Annotated in this window: 23 protein-coding genes and 2 other annotated features; all 23 genes read right to left on the bottom strand. The window is 37.4% G+C overall.

The window, feature by feature from the left end:
• Positions 1-18 precede the first annotated feature (18 nt).
• The 23 genes from rplL to ctsR all read right to left on the bottom strand — a co-directional run bounded on the left by rplL (position 19) and on the right by ctsR (position 20,012).
• On the bottom strand, positions 19-378 hold the full coding sequence (gene rplL / locus Q9B79_RS25495; RefSeq protein WP_000159736.1) for a 50S ribosomal protein L7/L12: 360 nt from the start codon (positions 376-378) through the stop codon (positions 19-21).
• A 67-nt stretch (positions 379-445) separates the two neighbouring features.
• A complete protein-coding gene (rplJ, locus tag Q9B79_RS25490; RefSeq protein ID WP_029439120.1) occupies positions 446-946 on the bottom strand; it encodes a 50S ribosomal protein L10 in 501 nt (166 codons plus the stop codon).
• A gap of 39 nt (positions 947-985) precedes the next feature.
• Positions 986-1,129, bottom strand: a sequence feature (ribosomal protein L10 leader region).
• Between the two features lie 49 nt (positions 1,130-1,178).
• Positions 1,179-1,871: a 50S ribosomal protein L1 gene (rplA, locus tag Q9B79_RS25485; protein WP_002020168.1), complete on the bottom strand. Its 693-nt coding sequence runs from the start codon at positions 1,869-1,871 to the stop codon at positions 1,179-1,181.
• A 178-nt stretch (positions 1,872-2,049) separates the two neighbouring features.
• A complete protein-coding gene (rplK, locus tag Q9B79_RS25480) occupies positions 2,050-2,475 on the bottom strand; it encodes a 50S ribosomal protein L11 (protein WP_001085872.1) in 426 nt (141 codons plus the stop codon).
• Positions 2,476-2,642: 167 nt separating this feature from the next.
• Positions 2,643-3,176 carry a transcription termination/antitermination protein NusG gene (nusG, locus tag Q9B79_RS25475; protein ID WP_000415794.1) on the bottom strand — a complete coding sequence of 178 codons (534 nt, stop codon included), beginning with the start codon at positions 3,174-3,176 and terminating at the stop codon, positions 2,643-2,645.
• A gap of 131 nt (positions 3,177-3,307) precedes the next feature.
• Entirely contained in the window at positions 3,308-3,487 is a 180-nt protein-coding gene (secE, locus tag Q9B79_RS25470; RefSeq protein ID WP_001241321.1) for a preprotein translocase subunit SecE, read from the bottom strand.
• A gap of 32 nt (positions 3,488-3,519) precedes the next feature.
• The gene (gene rpmG / locus Q9B79_RS25465) at positions 3,520-3,666 is read right to left on the bottom strand and encodes a 50S ribosomal protein L33 (protein WP_002070160.1); all 147 of its coding nucleotides are present in this window, start codon (positions 3,664-3,666) and stop codon (positions 3,520-3,522) included.
• 128 nt (positions 3,667-3,794) lie between these two features.
• Positions 3,795-4,454 carry an RNA polymerase factor sigma-70 gene (locus Q9B79_RS25460; RefSeq protein WP_306188689.1) on the bottom strand — a complete coding sequence of 220 codons (660 nt, stop codon included), beginning with the start codon at positions 4,452-4,454 and terminating at the stop codon, positions 3,795-3,797.
• A gap of 67 nt (positions 4,455-4,521) precedes the next feature.
• The gene (locus tag Q9B79_RS25455; RefSeq protein ID WP_098669544.1) at positions 4,522-5,034 is read right to left on the bottom strand and encodes an NYN domain-containing protein; all 513 of its coding nucleotides are present in this window, start codon (positions 5,032-5,034) and stop codon (positions 4,522-4,524) included.
• A gap of 3 nt (positions 5,035-5,037) precedes the next feature.
• Positions 5,038-5,781, bottom strand: coding sequence for a 23S rRNA (guanosine(2251)-2'-O)-methyltransferase RlmB (gene rlmB, locus Q9B79_RS25450; RefSeq protein WP_000093759.1), 744 nt, complete (start codon positions 5,779-5,781; stop codon positions 5,038-5,040).
• Entirely contained in the window at positions 5,778-6,185 is a 408-nt protein-coding gene (locus tag Q9B79_RS25445) for a Mini-ribonuclease 3 (RefSeq protein WP_000564261.1), read from the bottom strand. The genes rlmB and Q9B79_RS25445 overlap by 4 nt, the downstream gene beginning before the upstream one ends.
• A 2-nt stretch (positions 6,186-6,187) precedes the next feature.
• Positions 6,188-7,585 (bottom strand): cysteine--tRNA ligase, encoded by a 1,398-nt coding sequence (gene cysS, locus Q9B79_RS25440; RefSeq protein WP_306188688.1) that lies wholly within the window; start codon positions 7,583-7,585, stop codon positions 6,188-6,190.
• Positions 7,566-8,231 (bottom strand): serine O-acetyltransferase, encoded by a 666-nt coding sequence (cysE, locus tag Q9B79_RS25435; protein WP_306188687.1) that lies wholly within the window; start codon positions 8,229-8,231, stop codon positions 7,566-7,568. The genes cysS and cysE overlap by 20 nt, the downstream gene beginning before the upstream one ends.
• Positions 8,232-8,369: 138 nt before the next feature.
• Positions 8,370-8,598 (bottom strand) — a binding site (T-box leader).
• 47 nt (positions 8,599-8,645) lie between these two features.
• Positions 8,646-10,103 carry a glutamate--tRNA ligase gene (gene gltX / locus Q9B79_RS25430; protein ID WP_000415154.1) on the bottom strand — a complete coding sequence of 486 codons (1,458 nt, stop codon included), beginning with the start codon at positions 10,101-10,103 and terminating at the stop codon, positions 8,646-8,648.
• A gap of 89 nt (positions 10,104-10,192) precedes the next feature.
• Positions 10,193-10,669: a 2-C-methyl-D-erythritol 2,4-cyclodiphosphate synthase gene (gene ispF, locus Q9B79_RS25425; protein ID WP_000488386.1), complete on the bottom strand. Its 477-nt coding sequence runs from the start codon at positions 10,667-10,669 to the stop codon at positions 10,193-10,195.
• A 115-nt stretch (positions 10,670-10,784) separates the two neighbouring features.
• On the bottom strand, positions 10,785-11,465 hold the full coding sequence (gene ispD / locus Q9B79_RS25420) for a 2-C-methyl-D-erythritol 4-phosphate cytidylyltransferase (RefSeq protein ID WP_306188681.1): 681 nt from the start codon (positions 11,463-11,465) through the stop codon (positions 10,785-10,787).
• A 16-nt stretch (positions 11,466-11,481) separates the two neighbouring features.
• Positions 11,482-12,591, bottom strand: a complete 1,110-nt coding sequence (locus Q9B79_RS25415) for a PIN/TRAM domain-containing protein (RefSeq protein WP_098669548.1) — start codon at positions 12,589-12,591, stop codon at positions 11,482-11,484.
• A gap of 160 nt (positions 12,592-12,751) precedes the next feature.
• A complete protein-coding gene (gene disA / locus Q9B79_RS25410; protein ID WP_078418158.1) occupies positions 12,752-13,825 on the bottom strand; it encodes a DNA integrity scanning diadenylate cyclase DisA in 1,074 nt (357 codons plus the stop codon).
• A gap of 3 nt (positions 13,826-13,828) precedes the next feature.
• Positions 13,829-15,205 (bottom strand): DNA repair protein RadA, encoded by a 1,377-nt coding sequence (gene radA, locus Q9B79_RS25405; protein WP_001085207.1) that lies wholly within the window; start codon positions 15,203-15,205, stop codon positions 13,829-13,831.
• A 96-nt stretch (positions 15,206-15,301) separates the two neighbouring features.
• Positions 15,302-17,737 carry an ATP-dependent protease ATP-binding subunit ClpC gene (gene clpC / locus Q9B79_RS25400; protein WP_000971179.1) on the bottom strand — a complete coding sequence of 812 codons (2,436 nt, stop codon included), beginning with the start codon at positions 17,735-17,737 and terminating at the stop codon, positions 15,302-15,304.
• A 22-nt stretch (positions 17,738-17,759) separates the two neighbouring features.
• Entirely contained in the window at positions 17,760-18,824 is a 1,065-nt protein-coding gene (mcsB, locus tag Q9B79_RS25395; protein ID WP_306188676.1) for a protein-arginine kinase McsB, read from the bottom strand.
• Between the two features lie 4 nt (positions 18,825-18,828).
• Positions 18,829-19,377 (bottom strand): protein-arginine kinase activator protein McsA, encoded by a 549-nt coding sequence (mcsA, locus tag Q9B79_RS25390; RefSeq protein WP_306188674.1) that lies wholly within the window; start codon positions 19,375-19,377, stop codon positions 18,829-18,831.
• A 173-nt stretch (positions 19,378-19,550) separates the two neighbouring features.
• Positions 19,551-20,012 carry a transcriptional regulator CtsR gene (gene ctsR / locus Q9B79_RS25385; protein WP_001244563.1) on the bottom strand — a complete coding sequence of 154 codons (462 nt, stop codon included), beginning with the start codon at positions 20,010-20,012 and terminating at the stop codon, positions 19,551-19,553.
• Between the last annotated feature and the right edge of the window lie 199 nt (positions 20,013-20,211).

Below are 20,211 nucleotides of genomic sequence, written 5' to 3'. Positions count from 1 at the left end.
TAAAGCATCAAAAGTTAATTACTTAACTTCTACAGCAGCGCCAACTTCTTCAAGTTTAGCTTTGATTTCTTCAGCTTCTTCTTTAGCAGCAGCTTCTTTGATTACTTTTGGAGTGTTGTCAACTAATTCTTTAGCTTCTTTTAAGCCAAGACCAGTGATTTCACGAACAACTTTGATAACTTTGATTTTTTGTGCACCAGCGCTAGTTAGTTCCACATCAAATTCAGTTTTCTCAGCAGCAGCTTCTCCAGCGCCACCAGCAACAGCTACAGGAGCAGCAGCAGTTACGCCGAATTCTTCCTCGATAGCTTTTACTAAGTCGTTAAGTTCTAATACAGTCATAGATTTAACTGCTTCAATGATTTGTTCTTTAGTCATTGTAAATATCCTCCCTTAAATAGGTTTGTATTGTTTTATCGATAATACGTAATTATCTTTTAAAAAATTAAGCGCCTTGCTCTTCCTTTTGGTCTGCAACTGCTTTAGTAGCAAGTGCAAGGTTACGGATTGGAGCTTGAAGAACGCTAAGAAGCATAGAAAGTAAGCCTTCACGTGATGGAAGAGTAGCGATTGCTTTAACCTCATCAAGTGTTACAAGTTTACCTTCGATTACGCCCGCTTTAATTTCTAAAGCTTCATGATCTTTAGCGAAGTCGTTTAATACTTTCGCAGGAGCAACTACATCCTCGTTACTGAACGCGATTGCGTTTGGTCCTGTTAAGAATTCATTTAACTCAGCCATTTCAGCAGACTCTGCAGCACGACGAGTTAGAGAGTTTTTGTAAACTTTGAACTCAACGCCAGCTTCACGTAAGTTTTTACGTAATTCTGTTGCTTCAGAAACTGTTAAACCACGGTAGTCAACAACAATTGTAGATTTACTAGCACGAAGTTTGTCCGCGATTTCAGTTACAACTTGTTGTTTAGTTTCGATTACTTTGCTCATGTTATTACACCTCCTGTAGATTATATAGAAGATGTACCGAAAGTGCACTAAAAACCTCCATGCCCAACTTGTAGACATGGAGGCATATAGTCACAGAAAAAAATTCCGTTTCGTATATTAACACCTAGGTAGGAAATTAAGTCTATTGACACCTACTGTCTACGGTACACTAATTAAATTCACAACATAAATGATTATATAAAAACTTCTTTATGAAGTCAACTTCCAAAATTTACGCTAATGTAGAAACGTCTACACGTACGCCAGGTCCCATTGTAGAAGCAACTGTTACGTTCTTCATGTAAGTACCTTTTGCAGCAGCTGGCTTAACTTTTTGTAAAGTGTCAGCAATTGTTCTGAAGTTTTCTACTAATTTAGCATCTTCGAAAGATACTTTACCGATTGGAACATGGATGTTACCAGCTTTATCAACGCGGTATTCAACTTTACCAGCTTTGATTTCATTAACAGCTTTAGTTACATCGAAAGTAACTGTTCCAGTTTTAGGGTTTGGCATTAAACCTTTAGGTCCTAATACACGACCAAGTTTACCAACTTCACCCATCATATCAGGAGTTGCTACTACTACATCGAAATCGAACCAACCTTGTTGGATTTTACCGATGTAATCTGCATCGCCTACGAAGTCAGCTCCAGCAGCTTCAGCTTCTTTAGCTTTTTCACCTTTAGCGAATACTAATACACGTTGTACTTTACCAGTACCGTGTGGAAGAACAACTGCACCACGGATTTGTTGGTCAGCTTTCTTAGGGTCAACACCTAAACGGAATGCAGCTTCTACAGTTGCATCAAATTTAGCTGTGTTTGTTTTCTTTACTAATTCTACTGCTTCTGTTGCAGAGTAAGCAGCTGCACGATCAACAAGCTTTGCAGCTTCTACGTACTTTTTACCTCTTTTAGCCATTTTTATTTCCTCCTCGAATGTGGTTTTAGCGGAATAACCTCCCACGTTTACGCTTATTTTCAGGTATAACCTGAGGATGCGCGCCATCCATTTATTTAAAAAACGATAATCATTTACGATAATAAAGGTTGCGAATTGGAATTCCAGACCCGCAACCTTTTTTAAAAAACAAATCGAATTAGTCTTCGATAACGATGCCCATACTGCGTGCAGTACCTTCAACCATACGCATTGCAGCTTCTACGCTAGCAGCGTTAAGGTCAGGCATTTTAGTTTCAGCGATTTCGCGTACTTTATCACGCTTAACAGTTGCCACTTTATTACGGTTTGGTTCACCAGAACCAGACTCAATACCAGCTACTTTCTTAAGAAGAACAGCAGCAGGAGGAGTTTTAGTAATGAAAGTGAATGAACGGTCCTCAAATACCGTAATTTCAACAGGGATGATAAGACCAGCTTGATCTGCTGTACGAGCGTTAAACTCTTTACAGAAGCCCATGATGTTAACACCTGCTTGTCCTAATGCTGGACCAACTGGTGGAGCTGGGTTAGCTTTACCTGCAGGAATTTGAAGCTTTACCATTTTAATTACCTTTTTAGCCACGAGACACACCTCCTTAAGTCCGTGATGTGGTCAATTGGACAGTGATTTGCCCTCCCACGTCATATTTTATCTGTAAGGATAAAATCTTTCAAAAAACGTCTCCGATAACGAAGACGTACTGACTTAAAAGATATTATCACTTTTTACAATTCATTTCAAGTTTCATTTTATAATTTTTCAATTTGATGGAAGTCAAGCTCAACTGGAGTCTCGCGACCAAACATGTCCACAAGCACGCTAACCTTTTTCTTCTCCACATCAATTTCTTCGATAGCACCTGTATAATCTGCGAATGGCCCCTCATTTACACGTACTGTCTCATGAAGTTCAAAGTCGAAATCAACCACTTCGTTGTCCATTCCCATATGTTTCATAATGGTAACAACTTCCTCTTCTAATAGAGGTGATGGTTTAGATCCAGAACCAGAAGAACCAACGAACCCAGTTACACCTGGCGTGTTACGTACAACATACCAAGAGTCATCAGTCATGATTAATTCTACTAATACATAACCTGGGAACACTTTTCTTTTCATTAATTTTTCTTTACCGTTTTTCATTTCTACTTCTACTTCTTCTGGGACAACAACACGGAAAATTTTATCTTGCATACCCATTGATTCTACACGTTTCTCTAGGTTTGCTTTTACTTTATTTTCATATCCAGAATAAGTATGGACAACATACCAACTTTTTTCCATTCATTTAGGACGAGCGTCCTTCCCTCCCTGACGTACATTTTTTTGCGCAAATGAAAAAACCCGTTCACCGGGCCTTTACACAGTTCTTATAAATAACATTATATCATGGATAAGTGCTTCTTATTCAAGAATTAACCAAGAATTAACCGAATTAAAGAAGAAATGCCCATATCAACCACTGCGAAGAAAATCGCAAAGAAGACAACTGTAGCGATAACAGTCGCTGTTGAACGGAGTAATTCATCTTTTTTAGGCCAACTTACTTTTTTCATTTCGCGACCTACATCGCCGAAAAAGTTCGTTAAACGCATCTACGGGACCTCCAGTGTATTATTTCAATTATTTATTTTGTTTCCTTGTGAACTGTATGCTGATTGCATGTTTTACAGAATTTCTTTATTTCAAGTCGCTCTACTGAGCTCGTATCTTTCATCGTAGAGTAGTTTCGATTTTTACACTCTTCACATGAGAGTACAACTTTTTTCCTCATTAGTTACACCAACCTTGTAACATTATGTCCCTAAAAATGTATCATACAACAAAAGACAATGTCAATGTCATGCCTTTTGTACTCTCTACAAAAAGAAAACAGGTGATTTTTTACACCTGTAGCACTTGTTATGAATTTAAAGTGGTATTCTCTCTCATTTCCATATATCGTTCTAATTTTCGCTTCACCCTCTGTAAAGCGTTATCAATAGATTTCACATGTCTATTTAACTGTTCCGAAATCTCTTGATAAGAACGACCATCCAGATATAAAGAAAGCACTTTTCTTTCTAAATCGCTTAATAATTCAGATATTTTAGATTCTATGTCTGTATATTCTTCCTGACTTATAATCATTTCTTCAGGATCAGTTACCTTCGCTTCCGAAATAACATCTAATAATGTCCGATCCGATTCCTCATCATAAATCGGTTTATCTAAAGACACATATGAATTTAACGGAATATGCTTTTGCCTGGTTGCTGTTTTAATAGCGGTAATAATTTGTCGAGTGATACACAGTTCAGCAAATGCTTTGAATGAAGACAGCTTGTCCTCTTTATAATCACGAATCGCTTTAAACAATCCAATCATACCTTCTTGAACAATATCTTCTCGATCGGCACCCACTAAGAAATAAGATCTCGATTTCGCGCGAACAAAGTTCTTATATTTGTGAATCAAATATTCTAGAGCGTCAGTATTACCTTTTCGAACTAACTCAACGATTGCCTCATCTTCTAAATCACGAAATGTAACGTCGCCTACACTTACGAAGCCTGCTTCCACCTTGATCCCTCCGACCGCTATTTATTTAGCAATATTATACAGTAAAAAGATAAAGAGCGTCAATGCTTCAACGCTCTCCTCTTCTTAATTTTTCTAACTTTTCTGTAATATCTTTACTAAATATCTTTCGCATGGCGGGTTGTTTTTCTTTTGTGTCTTGTGTACGCCTTCTTACTTGTTGCTCCATTGCTTGTACTTCCAACTCTAATTCACGTGCAGATTTCCGAAGAGCACCTTGCGCAAATATAACCCATTGTTCCGTATAATCAGAAGTCGCAACATATATTTGTGTATTTATATTTCTAAGCTCAATCGCAAGTTGCTCTATCTTTTCATCTGCTGTTTGATTCTTCCTCGTGAATATAACTTCCACACGCGATTGTTTCATCTTTTTTTCAATACCGTGGACTGTATAAGCATCAAAGACTATCATTACCCTTGTACCTGTGTAACCTTGGTAATCCGCCATCTTATCAATCAGTGCATCCCTCGATGATTGCAAATCTACATCCCGTAGTTTCTTCAAGTCTCCCCAAGCTCCAATAATGTTGTAACCGTCAACGATTAAAATATCGTTCATTTTCTATTTACCAATTTCGTTACGTTTACGATATACCTCATACATTAACAGACTTGCGGCTACTGAAGCATTTAAGGATGTAACTTTACCAACCATCGGTAAAGTAATTAAGAAATCACATTTTTCACCAATAATACGACTCATACCTTTTCCTTCACTTCCAATTACTAATCCAATTGGCATTTTACCATCTAAATTACGGTAATCCGTTTTCCCTTTTGCATCTGTACCAGCAATCCAAAGTCCACGCTCTTTTAATTCATCGATTGTACGAGATAAATTCGTTACGCGCGCAACCGGAATATATTCAATTGCCCCAGTAGATGCTTTCGCAACTGATGCTGTAAGTCCTACAGCTCTTCTTTTCGGAATAATAATGCCATGAGCTCCTGTCGCATCCGCAGTACGCATAATAGAACCTAGGTTATGCGGGTCTTCAATTTCATCCAAAATTAAGAAGAACGGATCTTCATTACGCTTCTCCGCTACTTTGAATAGATCTTCTAGCTCAGCATATTGATATGCAGCTACTTGAGCAATTACACCTTGATGGTTCCCCTCAACTAATTGATCTAACTTCTTTTTTGGTGCATGTTGTAAAATAATTTTATTCTCTTTCGCTAGTGCTAGTACAATTTGTACTTGTCCTTTGGCAGCACCTTCTGCGATCCAAATTTTATTAATATCTCTTCCTGATCGTAACGCTTCAATTACAGGGTTACGTCCGATAATATATTCACTACTCATGATGATGTGCCCCCTTCCTTTTCTTCTAAAACAGCAATTGCCTTATATACAATTTCGTCTAATCTTTCACGATTATTTAATAAGTGATGATAGCCAATAAGCGCCTCAAAGGCTGTACTATGTCGATATGTTTGTACATCCGTATTTTTCGGAACAGTACCCGAATTGGCATTACGTCCTCTTCTTAGTACCGCTTCTTCTTCCTCAGTTAAAAATGCTGTCTCTAATAAATGATAAACAACTTTCGCCTGTGCTTTTGCCGAAACAAAGCTTGTCCCTAATCGATGTAATTGATTAGGACGAACTTTCCCTTTTTGAAGTAGGTGATAGCGGATATATTGTTCATATACCGCATCACCCATATATGCTAACGCTAAGCTGTTTAATTGCTTTGCATCAATCATTCTTATCCTCTTTTCCATCTTGTACCTTGAGCGGTATCTTCTAAAATAATGTTACGGTCTTTTAAATCATCGCGAATTTGATCTGACAATGCAAAATCACGATTTTTACGAGCTTCAATACGTTTTTGAATAAGTGCCTCAATTTCTTCATCAAGTAACTCTTCTTGCGCTAATTCCAATCCTAAAATATCAAATAATGTTTCAAGCTGTTTTACGTATGCTTCAATTACCACTGTAGACGTATGTTCTTCCAGTAAATATTGATTTGCATGATTGGCTACATTATATAATTCAGTGATTGCATTAGCAGTATTGAAGTCATCATCCATCGCTTCTTCAAATGCAGTCTGGAATTTCTCCAGTTCAGCTAACCATTTCTCATTATGATCTGTTAAATCCGTACTACTTTCCATACGGTGTTTTAAGTTACCGTAAGCCGTTTTAATTCTTTCCAGTCCGTTATTTGTGCTTTGTAATAACTCTTCACTGAAATTAATTGGGTGACGATAATGTACTGATAGCATAAAGAATCTAATTAACTGTGGATCATATTGCTTAATGATATCGTGAACTAAAATGAAGTTCCCAAGTGACTTAGACATCTTCTCATTATTAATATTAATATATCCATTGTGCATCCAATAACGTGCAAATGTTTTTCCTGTTAACGCCTCAGATTGCGCGATTTCATTCTCATGATGAGGAAAAGCCAAGTCTTGCCCACCAGCATGAATATCAATTGTGTCTCCTAGGTATTTACGCGCCATTGCCGAGCATTCGATATGCCAGCCTGGACGACCTTGCCCCCAAGGGCTCTCCCAGAAGATTTCTCCTTCTTTCGCAGCTTTCCATAAAGCAAAATCAAGTGGGTCTTGTTTCTTCTCCCCTACTTCAATGCGCGCACCGTGACGTAAGTCTGCGATTGGTTGATGAGATAATTTACCGTACCCTTCGAATTCCTTCGTTCTAAAGTACACATCCCCTTCTGATTCATATGCATATCCTTTATTCACAAGTTCTTGAATAAATTCAATAATGATATCCATATTTTCCGTTACACGCGGGTGTACTGTTGCATGCTTGCAACCTAGCGCCGTTACATCTTCAAAATACGCTTCAACGAAACGGTCAGCAATGGTTGGCACATCTTCACCTAATTCATTTGCTGCTTTAATTAATTTATCATCTACGTCAGTAAAGTTAGATACGTACTGTACATCGTACCCTTTATATTCTAAATAACGGCGGACCGTATCAAATACCATAGGTGGTCTGGCATTCCCAATGTGAATGTAGTTATAAACTGTAGGTCCGCATACGTACATCTTTACCTTATTTTCTTCTAATGGAGTAAACTCTTCCTTTTGACGTGTTAACGTATTATAAATGTGAATAGTCATTTTTATCCTCCCTTTCTACCTTTACTTCAAGTTGTTTTTTTAATTTATCAAGTTCTACTTCCATAACCTTTAATTTATCAAAAATTGGATCCGGAAGGTCAGAATGATTTAAATCTTGACCAATCTTTACTCCATTTTGAATAACGACTCGGCCAGGTATACCTACAACTGTAGAATGTGCAGGGACTTCTTTTAATACGACAGAACCTGCTCCAATTTTAGAATTCTCTCCAACTGTAATAGAGCCTAGTACTTTAGCACCCGTTGCAATTAATACATTATCCTGAATTGTAGGGTGCCTCTTTCCTTTTTCTTTACCCGTACCACCTAATGTAACCCCTTGATAGATCGTTACATTATCACCAATTTCGCACGTTTCTCCAATTACAACCCCCATTCCATGGTCTATGAAAAAACGACGACCAATTGTTGCTCCTGGATGAATCTCAATGCCAGTAAAGAAACGACTAACTTGTGAGATCCAACGTGCCATAAAGAAGAAATTCTTTTTATAAAAAGCATGTGCAATTCGATGGGCCCAAACTGCATGTAATCCAGAATAAGTCAAAATGACTTCGAAGTAACTTCTTGCCGCTGGATCCTGTTCAAACACGACTTCAATATCTTCTCGAAGCCTCTTAAACATCGACGTTCCCTCCCCTTTATGGGCTGCTTTTTCGAGTGAACTAACTCCCTACTTATCTCCCTAAATCTTTATACACGCGGATAAAACTTATACCCACACCCAGTTTTACGGTATAAAAAAAGACGCCTCTGTCATATTGACAGAGACGCCTTATAAGCGCGGTTCCACTCTGTTTAGGCTAAAAAAGCCTCAAACTCATCTATGATAACGGTGTAAACCGCTTCTGCTTACTTTACAAAACAATTTGCTGTTCAGCAGAAGACTCGAAGGGGCATTTCAAAAATCCGCTTATAAACCACTTCCAGCCTAAAGGTGGTTCTCTCTGTAAAAAGCCTGATTTTCTACTTCTCCTTCTCGTCGCTTTTCCTTATTAGGTTTTAAGTATACTTATTATATTTCTAAACCTAGAAAATGTTAACCAATTACTTTTTGTAGACGATTTAAAACTTTTTCTTTTCCAAGAAGTGCAATAGCATTCGGAAGCTCTGGGCCATGTGTTTGACCAGTAGTTGCAACACGGATTGGCATAAATAAGTTTTTACCTTTATGACCTGTTTCCTTTTGAACTGCTTTAATAGCCGCCTTAATTGCTGCTGGTTCCATCGCTTCTAGCGCTTCTACTTGACCAGCAAATGCACGAAGTACTTCTGGTACTTGTTCACCTTTTAATACTTCTTGTCCTTCTTCTTCATAATCAACATGATCTTTGAAGAACATTTCAGAAAGCTCTACAATTTCAGCTCCAAAGCTCATTTGTTCATGATATAACGCAATTACATCACGAATCCAAGCTTGTTCTTGTTCACTTAAAGTTTCACCTATACGTCCAGCTTTCACTAGATGCGGTAAGCTTAATTCTACTACCGTATCTAAATCTTGCTTTTTCATATATTGGTTGTTCATCCATTTTAGTTTTTGAGAATCAAATAATGCAGGTGATTTTGATAAACGAGCTGCATCGAACATTTTGATAAACTCTTCTTGAGAGAAGATTTCTTCTTCTCCTACTGGCGACCAACCTAGTAATGCAATAAAGTTAAAGATTGCTTCTGGAAGATATCCAAGCTCTTTATATTGCTCAATAAATTGAATAATAGATTCATCACGCTTACTTAATTTTTTACGGCTTTCATTTACAATTAAAGTCATGTGACCGAATTGTGGGATATCCCAGCCGAAAGCTTCATAAATCATCATTTGTTTTGGCGTGTTTGAAATGTGGTCATCACCACGAAGTACGTGTGTAATTTCCATTAAGTGATCATCTACTGCTACCGCAAAGTTATAAGTTGGAATTCCATCTTTTTTCACGATAACAAAATCACCGAAATCATTTGAATGGAATGCAACTTCATCTTTTACGATATCTTTAAATGTGTAATCACGGTCAGCTGGTACACGGAAACGAATACTTGGAATACGTCCCTCAGCTTCAAATTCTTTCACTTGTGCTTCAGTTAAATCACGGTGGTTACCTGCATAACGAGGTGTTTCACCACGAGCGATTTGTCCTTCACGTTCTGCTTCTAACTCTTCTTCTGTCATATAACATTTGTAAGCTAAACCACGCTCTAATAAATCTTCATATAACTTTTTATAAATATCTAAACGCTCTGTTTGACGATATGGTCCAAATTCACCACCAACATCAACACCTTCATCCCAGTCCATACCGAGCCATTTCAAGTATTTTAATTGGCTTTCTTCTCCACCTGCAACATTACGTTTTACATCAGTATCTTCAATACGAATAATAAACTTACCATCTTGATGACGAGCAAATAAATAATTAAATAATGCCGTACGCGCATTTCCGATATGTAAGTGTCCTGTTGGACTTGGCGCATAGCGCACTCTCACTTGCTTTTCCATAATTGGTACACCTTCCATTCTTAATGTCAACACATTCTATAATTGTACACCAAAAAAATGTGATTATCCATCTTACGAATTAAAAACCATTATTTTTTCTGCAATAAAACAACTGCTTGAGAAGCAATTCCTTCTTCTCTACCTGTAAATCCTAATTTTTCTGTTGTTGTTGCCTTTACATTAATATTATCAATAGACGTTTCTAATAGCTCACTAATGCGTTTACGCATGCTTTCAATATGTGGTGCCATTTTTGGCTTTTGAGCAATAATTGTACAATCTAAATTCCCTAATTCATACCCTTGTTCACGCACAAATTCCCAAACCTTTTGCAGTAATACAGCTGAATCAGCATCTTTAAAGGCAGGGTCTGTATCAGGGAAATGTTTTCCGATATCTCCTGCTGCAATTGCACCTAAGCATGCGTCCGCAATCGTATGTAACAATACGTCTGCATCAGAGTGACCAATTAATCCTTTCTCATGGGGAATTGTGATTCCACCAATAATTAACGGTCTACCTTCCGCGAATTCATGCACATCAAAACCTTGTCCAATTCGAAACATTTTTTACATCCTCCTCAAGCTAAACTACTGAGCTTTATGATTCTATATTATATCGCTATCCTTATAAAGAAAAGCCCGGCCTTTGCCGAGCTTTTCTTCGCTATAATCATTGTTATCATTTCTTTTGAACGTGAAGAAAACTTTCAGCAATTAGTAAATCCTCTGGAGTCGTTACTTTAATATTATAGTAACTCCCCTCTACTACACCTACTTGCTTCCCAATACGTTCTATGAGACTTGCATCATCTGTACCAAGGAAACAACTCTGTTTCGCGCTCCTATGAGCTTCTAATAAAAGAGAAACAGAGAACCCTTGCGGTGTTTGTACAGCTTTAAGCTGAGATCTCTCTACCGTTTCGACAACGACACCCTGCTCTACTTTCTTAACGGTATCTTTTACTGGCACCGCACAAATGGAAGCTCCATATTTTTCTGCTGCAGTTAATACATTTTGAATCACTTTATTCGTTATGAACGGGCGTGCCCCATCATGTACAAGAACATACTCAACACCACTCGTATGCTGAATCGCGTTATACACACTATCTTGTCTTTCGGCTCCACCTTGAATAAATTGTACTGGCTTTTCAATCGGATACTTCTGCATTAACTCTTCAAAATACGGACGCTCTTCTTCATTAATTGCCATAATAATATTTTTACACGCCTTATCCTTTTCAAAAGCACGTAACGTATGCACAATAATCGGCACTTCATTAATAAGTAAAAACAACTTATTTTTGCCAGCACCCATCCGCTTTCCTTGACCAGCTGCTGGAATAATTAATGTATACATATTAATAACCCTCTACTTATAATGCTTTTTCTAATAACTTACGTTTGGCGAAAATCATACGACCCGCCGATGTTTGTAACACACTCGTAACGAGTACATCGAGTTGTGAGCCTACATATTCTCTACCGTCTTCTACTACAATCATCGTGCCGTCATCTAAATATGCAACACCTTGATTTTGTTCTTTTCCATCTTTTACAACATAAACACTTAGTTCTTCACCTGGGAGTACAACAGGTTTAATTGCATTAGCTAAATCGTTAATGTTTAACACCGTTACCCCTTGTAATTCAGAAACTTTGTTTAAGTTGAAATCATTCGTTACTACTGTTCCACCAGTGATTTTCGCCAACTTTACAAGTTTGCTATCCACTTCTTGAATATCCTCGAAATCGCCTTCATAAATCTCTACCGGAATCGGCATCTCTTTTTGAATACGGTTTAAAATGTCTAATCCTCTGCGACCACGATTACGCTTTAAAGCATCGGAAGAATCGGCAATGTGCTGAAGTTCTTCTAACACGAATTGTGGAATGACAATTGTTCCTTCTAAGAACTTTGTTTGGCAAATATCAGCAATACGCCCATCGATAATTACACTCGTATCAAGAATTTTCCAATGCGCTAAAGATTCTTCTGCCTCATTTTCTGGCTCTTCATTCTCACTATTATTATTTTTCTTCTTCCCACGTTGTGGTAATGTAAATAATCCTAGCAATTCATTCCTCTTTTTAAACCCTACTTGGAATCCTAAATATCCTAGTAAAAGAGTGAAGAACACTTGCAACACCGTACTAATAACTGGAATTGTAAATTCACGAATTGGTATTAAAATTAAATACGCAACAATAAGCCCCGAGATTAAACCTAATGTACCAAATAAAACATCCGCTACAGGCGCTTTTACAAGAGCCTCTTCAATATGCTTAATAAGTTGAACAATATAATCTACAAGCCAAAATGTTGTTAAAAATAAAATAATTGCACCAATAATTGCACGAACATACGATCCTTCCAATAAAGGAACGGCACCGATGTCTAATACATTAATAACTTTTGGGATTAAATAAATCCCTAACGCTCCCCCGATTACTAAAAAGAAGAGCTGTACAATCCGTTTTAACATCCAACCACCTCCTACTCATTATTAACCATTGTTTCGCTAATCAAAACGCCGAATGCAAAAGCGGACGTGTTTTTTTATAAATAGTTTTATTTACCAATATATCATATCTTATAACAAAAATGTTCTAGTGTCGTTATATTATGGAATCAATGTAATATTCTTAATTGTGTCTACTCATATAGAGATGCTCTTGAATTCTTTTTAGGCCTTCTCGTATTTTCTTCGCCCTGACTTCCCCAATTCCTTCCACATCATCTAATTCATTAATAGTCGCCCGACAAACACCTTGTAAGGTTTTAAATCGATTAATTAAATTTTCAATGATAAGTGGTGGAACACGTGAAATCTTGCTAGTGATTCGATATCCTCTCGGTGTCACACTTTCTTCTAAACTTGTTTGTCCTGGGTATCCGAGCAATTTAACTAAATCGCTATCCTCTAGAAGTTGTGCATTTGCAAGTTCTTGTAATTTTTTCAATATTTGATGATGATCTTGTGTTTTCTCTTGATAGTAATCTTTAATTAATAGCGCTGCCTCTGCTTCTAAATCGGCTAGTAGTTCCGTAAGTTGTAAACGAATTAACCTACCTTCTGTCCCCAGTTCATGGATATAGCTCAATATTTCATTTTTAATACGTAGTACCATTTCAACACTATGTAAAACATGAACTACTTCGGACATTGTAACGACCTCTTCAAATTCTAGAATGCCCAAATTCGTAATCCCATCATTCCATACAGCCTTATATTTTTCTAACGTTTGAATAGCTTGGTTTGCCTTTGTTAAAATAACACCTATATCTTTTAGTGTATAACGTAAATTTCCTTGATAAAGCGTAATTACGTTACGTCTTTGTGAAATAGCCACTACAAGGCTACCTGTCTGCTTTGCTACACGCTCCGCCGTTCGATGGCGCATACCAGTCTCAATAGAGTCAATAGATGACTCTGGAACTAACTGTGCGTTCGCAATCAAAATTTTACTTCCAGTTTCATTTAAAATAAGTGCTCCATCCATTTTTGCTAATTCGTATAAACTAGCGGGAGAGAATGCACAATTAATATGAAACCCGCCATCAACAATACTTTTAATTTGTTCATTATATCCAAGAACAATTAATCCCCCTGTTTGTGCGCGAAGTACATTATCTATCCCTTCGCGCAGTGGTGTTCCTGGGGCCACAAGTTGTAAAATATTAATCATACTTTTGACACGTTGCTTGTTTTCTTCCATAGCCTAGCCTCCTAATGTCAAACGAAGCGCTTCTCCTAAATTGGATACACCTACTACCTCAATCCCATCCGGAATTGTCCATCCTCCTAAATTTTTTCTAGGAATAATAGCGCGTTGAAATCCTAATTTAGCTGCTTCTTGTACACGTTGTTCAATTCTTGATACCCTTCTTATTTCTCCAGTTAATCCTACTTCTCCTATTACTGCATCGGTTGGTGCCGTAGATTTATCTCTAAAACTTGAAGCTATACTTAAAGCCACAGCTAAATCAATTGCTGGTTCATCTAACTTCAAACCGCCTGCTACTTTTAAATATGCGTCTTGATTCTGCAATAATAAACCTGTTCTTTTTTCTAACACTGCCATAATAAGCGATACACGGTTATGGTCAATTCCCGTTGCCATTCTTCGAGGGTTTCCAAAACTAGTAGGGGAGATTAATGCTTGTATTTCTACTAAAACTGGTCGTGTTCCTTCCATTGAGGCAACTACTGTCGATCCTGCAACCCCAACTGGTCTTTCCTCAAGGAAAATTTCAGAAGGGTTTAAGACTTCCGCAAGACCAAGTTCCTTCATTTCAAAAATACCCATTTCATTTGTAGAACCAAAACGATTCTTCACAGCTCGCAAAATACGATATGTATGATGACGGTCTCCTTCAAAGTAAAGAACTGCATCGACCATATGTTCTAACATACGAGGCCCTGCGATTGCGCCCTCTTTTGTCACATGCCCAACGATAAAAATAGGGATCCCTTTCGTTTTTGCAAGTTTCATTAATTCCGCTGTACATTCACGTACTTGTGCCACACTTCCCGGTGCTGACGTTACCTCAGGTAAATGTATCGTTTGGATGGAATCAATAACAACAAAGGCTGGATTCACTTCTTCAATGTGTGCTGCAATTCGCTGTAAATCAGTCTCTGATACAACAAATAGATTACTACCATTTACATGTAAACGATCCGCGCGCAGTTTAATCTGTTTTGCTGATTCTTCACCCGATATATATAGTACATCATATGAAGAATCTGCTAATTGCGATGATATTTGTAATAGTAACGTTGATTTTCCAATCCCAGGGTCTCCACCAATAAGTACTAAGGAACCATCTACAATCCCGCCACCAAGTACACGATTAAATTCTTGGAATTTCGTTTCAATACGCGCCTCAGACTTTGTTTCTACTTCTGTTAGGCGTCTTGGTTTTGTTACTTCCGATTGAATTGCATTGGCATAATTAAGGCGCCTTGATGATACAACCGGTTCCATCTCTTCAACAAGCGTATTCCATTGACCACATCCAGGGCATTTCCCCATATATTTCGGTGACTGATACCCACACTCTTGACATGTGAATTTTGTTTTCTTTTTAGCCATATCGTTTTATATTTCACTTCACTTTCATCTATAAACAGTTTATCCTTCTCGTACAAGAAAGAGGGCTATCTCGTAGCCCTCTTAGTTTGTCTATACTTATTTTACCTTTTCAGCACTATGAATGACAAATGATTCTCCTTCAACATCAAAGATAACTTTTTGTCCTTTCTCAATAGCACCTTTTAAAAGTTCTTCCGATAGTCTATCTTCTACATGTTTCTGAATTGCCCTACGAAGCGGACGAGCACCGTACTCTCGGTCAAATCCTTTATCAGCAATAGCTGAAATTGCTCCTTCTGTTAAATGCAATTCAATTTCTTGCTCTTTTAAGCGGTTCACTAATTGATTTACCATAAGTGTTACAATCTCTTGAATATGTTTTTTCTCAAGCATATGGAACACGATAATTTCATCAATACGGTTTAAGAATTCTGGACGAAATGCCTTTTTCAATTCATCCATTACTTTACCTTTCATATCTGAATAATCGCGGCTCTCATCTTGGACGTTAAATCCAAGATGCTTATTACGTTTTAACGCCTCTGCACCAACGTTAGATGTCATAATAACAATTGTATTACGGAAGTCAACTGTACGCCCTTTAGAATCTGTTAAGCGACCATCTTCTAATACTTGTAGTAGAATGTTAAACACATCAGGATGAGCTTTCTCTACTTCATCTAATAAGACTACTGAATATGGCTTACGGCGAACTTTCTCTGTTAACTGTCCACCTTCTTCGTATCCAACATATCCTGGAGGAGAACCAACTAAACGAGAAGTAGAATGCTTCTCCATGTACTCCGACATATCGATGCGGATCATTGCATCCTCATCACCGAACATAGATTCTGCTAACGCTCTTGCTAGCTCCGTTTTACCTACACCTGTTGGTCCTAAGAAAATAAATGAACCGATTGGACGTTTCGGATCTTTCAATCCTGCTCTAGCACGACGAACAGCTTTCGCTACAGCTACTACCGCTTCATCTTGACCAATAACACGATCATGAAGAATGGATTCTAAGTTTAATAATTTATCAGTCTCTGTTTGTGCAAGTTTAGAAACCGGGATACGAGTCCACGTAGAAACGACATTTGCAATATCTTCTACTGTCACTTCTGAGTTTTCTTTTCCTTGTTGCTCTTTCCATTGACGCTTCGTATCTTCTAACTTCTCACGTAAGCGTTGTTCCATATCACGTAACGAAGCAGCTTTTTCAAATTCTTGACTTTGTACAGCTGCATCTTTTTCTTTTCTAATTTCCTCAAGCTTCACTTCCAGCTCTTTTAAATTCGGTGGTGTTGTATACGAGCGTAAGCGAACCTTTGAAGCAGCTTCATCAATTAAATCAATCGCTTTATCTGGTAAGAAACGATCTGTAATATAACGGTCTGAAAGCTTTACAGCTGCATCAATTGCATCATCTGTAATAGATACGCGGTGATGTGCCTCATAACGATCACGTAAACCTTTCAAGATTTGAGTTGATTCATCTAAGCTTGGTTCATCAACGTGAATTGGTTGGAAACGTCTCTCTAAAGCCGCGTCTTTTTCAATATATTTGCGATATTCGTCTAACGTTGTCGCCCCAATACATTGTAACTCCCCGCGAGCTAAAGACGGTTTTAAAATGTTCGATGCGTCAATAGCACCTTCTGCTCCACCTGCACCAATTAATGTATGAAGTTCATCAATAAATAGAATGATATTTCCTGCTTGGCGGATTTCATCCATCACTTTCTTCAAACGATCTTCAAATTCACCACGATATTTCGTTCCAGCTACCACTGTACCCATATCTAGCGTCATAACACGCTTATCTCTTAAAGTTTCAGGAACTTCATTATTTACGATTTGTTGTGCTAACCCTTCTGCAATTGCCGTTTTACCTACACCAGGTTCCCCAATTAATACAGGGTTGTTTTTTGTTCTACGGCTTAAGACTTCAATTACACGTTGAATTTCTTTGCCACGTCCGATAACAGGATCTAAACGATTTTCACGTGCAACAACTGTTAAATCACGTGCTAAGCTATCAAGTGTTGGTGTATTTGCATTTGTTGAAGAACCACCTTGGTGACCTGAACTTGCTTCATTACTTCCAAGAAGTTGCAATACTTGTTGTCTTGCCTTATTTAGACTAACACCCAAGTTATTTAAAACACGTGCTGCTACACCTTCACCCTCGCGGATTAAACCAAGTAAGATATGTTCTGTTCCAACGTAAGAATGACCTAATTTGCGAGCTTCATCCATAGACAACTCAATAACCTTTTTAGCACGCGGTGTATAATGTACAGTTTGAGAAGCTTCTGTTCCGCGCCCAATTAACGCTTCTACCTCTTTTTGAACTTTCTCTGGGCTTAATCCAAGAGCAATTAACGCTTTTGCTGCAATCCCTTCGCCTTCGCGTACAAGCCCAAGTAAAATATGTTCTGTTCCAATATTATTATGCCCAATGCGAATTGCTTCCTCTTGAGATAAAGCTAATACTTTCTGTGCTCTTTCTGTAAATCTTCCAAACATCATAGAAATCGCCTCCTACTTGCGCTTAGTTTTTTTCAATACGTAATCGCTCACGGATTAAGGTTGATCTTCGATAATCTCTTTCTTCTGGTCCTAAAGGCCCTCCTGCATATTGTTGTAAAATGCCTGGTTGTGTAAGAACCATTAGTTCAGTCAAAATATTTCTCGACACACCTTTTATATATCCTAAATCAATACCAAGTCGTACATCTGATAAGCAATTGGCCGCTTCCGCAGATTGAATTAAACGACTGTTTGCTAGTATGCCATAAGAGCGATAAACTTTGTCTTCAAGCTCAATACTTGAATTCTGTACAATTAATTCTCTCGCCATTTTTTCTTGCTGTATAATTTGTTGAATAACACTCTTTAAATCTGCAATAATATCTTCTTCAGATTTTCCTAGTGTCATTTGATTTGACACTTGAAATATATTACCTAACGCTTCGCTACCTTCACCGTATATTCCTCTTACTACTAACCCTAATTTTTGAATTACTTGTATGATACGGCTAATTCTTTTTGTTAAGACGAGTCCTGGTAAATGAATCATTACAGAAGCCCTCAATCCTGTACCAACGTTAGTAGGACAGCTCGTAATATATCCAAGTGATTCATCAAAAGCATACTCAACCTCTTTTTCTATCCAATTATCTATTTGATTGGCACTTTGAAGGGCCTCTGATAACTGCAATCCTGAAAATAAGCATTGAATCCGAATATGGTCTTCTTCATTCAGCATGACACTAATATGTTCACTTTCTGACAATAGGCATGCTCCATATTCTGTTCCTGCAAGGTTGGGGCTAATTAAATGCTTTTCAACTAATACTCTCCTTTGAAGAGGCGTTAACTCATTCATTTTTAATAGTTCAAACTCTCCAAAAGGTTCTATCGTTTTATTTATAAATTCCTTTTTAAATAATTCATGAATCTGTTTCGCTTCTTCTTCGTTTTGCATAGTAGAGAATTGATATTCTTTAAAATTACGGGCCAAACGAATTCGGCTACTTAAAACAATATCAGAATCAGGGCCATCACCCTTCATCCATGGACTAATCGCTTCATTCATAATTTTGTCCAGTGACATAGAACTATTCCCCCTCTCTATGCTCACTAAGCTGATTTTCAAGACCTCGAATTTTATCTCTTATTCCAGCAGCTTTCTCAAACTCCTCTTTCTGTACGTATTGTTTCAGAATGAGTTTTAGTTCATCTAATTCTTTCCTTAAGTGAATATTTCCTTCTATACGTTCAGGAATTTTTCCACAATGATCCGTATGCCCGCCGTGAAGACGTTTTAATAATGGCTTTAAATGTTCCTTAAATGTATCGTAACAAGAAGCACATCCAAAGCGTCCTACCTTTGTAAATTGCTCATATGTCATCTTACAACCTGGACACCTTAATATACTTGTATTCGAAAATCCGTTTTTTCCTTCTTCAAACATTGTTGATTCACCGTGTAATAACCCAGCAAATAAATCATGGAATGAAAAGTTAGACTGCGATGATTGAAAGAAAGACGTATAGCCACTTTGTTCTGCACATTGCTCACAAAGATGAACTTCCGCCTTCTTTTCGTTAATCACTTTTGTATAATGTAAAGTTGCTGGTCTTATATTACAGTTTTGACAAGTCATCACTATCCCCACCTTTACAACAGGAACGATCTATCTCATAGTACTTTTCATACATTACTAGATTGTTCACTTTCCTTTATTCGTTTAAATAAAAGTGCGTGTTCTTTTTTCAAAACTTCTACAATATTCAACTGCCTTATTTCTTACTTATTATTCTTTTACAAAAGCTGTATTTATTTATATTTCAGTGTTCTTAACATTGCGCATAATATTCGAGCCCTAAGTTCATCTCGAGAAGGAACATCCATTGATAGTACAGAACGATCTAGTACGCTTAACATGAGTTTAGCTTCACGATTTGTTATGATTCCCTCTTCTATTAAACGTATAATCATACTCTCTGCATTTCCTTGCGCAACGCTATGATCAATCATATGAAGCATTTGATCAATAATGTCTATATCATCATGCAGTTTGACTTTTATAATGCGAATGTAACCTCCTCCACCACGTTTACTTTCTACTACAAATCCTCTTTCTAACGTAAAACGGGTATTGATTACATAATTGATTTGAGATGGTACGCACTCGAATCGATCCGCAATCTCATTTCTTTTGATTTCAATCACATTATTATTACTTAAGTCAATAACTTGCTTTAGATATTGCTCAATGATATCAGATATATTTCTCATTTATCCGCCACCTTTATTGACTTTGACTATCTTTGACTTTAATTATATACGTATTAATAAAATTTGCAACTCTTTTGCTTATTCACTATCCTAGCCACATTCCCCTGTATTTAATCAAAATTATTATTATTTAAACACATTTTTTATTACTATGGATTATAAAAGAAAACACGAAAAAACACGAGTCATTTGACTCGTG

Origin of the sequence: Bacillus sp. MHSD_36, assembly GCF_030757775.1 — a bacterium.
Lineage (GTDB): Bacteria > Bacillota > Bacilli > Bacillales > Bacillaceae_G > Bacillus_A.
This window is presented reverse-complemented; position numbering and strand designations above follow the sequence as displayed.